Source organism: Telluria sp. AZSoR62 (assembly GCF_058111565.1).
The window spans coordinates 1-240 of record NZ_JBYTST010000555.1; the positions used below are offsets into that span (position 1 = coordinate 1).

A 240-nucleotide genomic window follows, 5' to 3' on the forward strand; every position below is an offset into this window, starting at 1 on the left:
TCAGCGGTTCGGTTTCGACGTTGGCGATGTTGTACTGCACGAGATTACCAACCGCCTGAATTGTAAATTTGGCACTGATGGCCATGTCGCCCGGCTAGGTGGTGACGTCTACATTGCTATGGTCACAGGACAGTCACGGCGAGGCTCAAGAAGGCTGGCCAAGCAGATCCTTAGCCTCGTGAACTCACCTATAGCCATTGCAGATCAGGACGCTGAAATCAGGGTTACGGCATCAATAGG

The 240-nt window shown here is 52.9% G+C and carries 1 protein-coding gene; it reads left to right on the forward strand.

Annotated features, from left to right (window positions below; genetic code table 11):
* Window positions 1-240 (forward strand): diguanylate cyclase (locus AC3XQU_RS24745; RefSeq protein ID WP_489876743.1); only part of this gene is annotated, 240 nt, incomplete at both ends.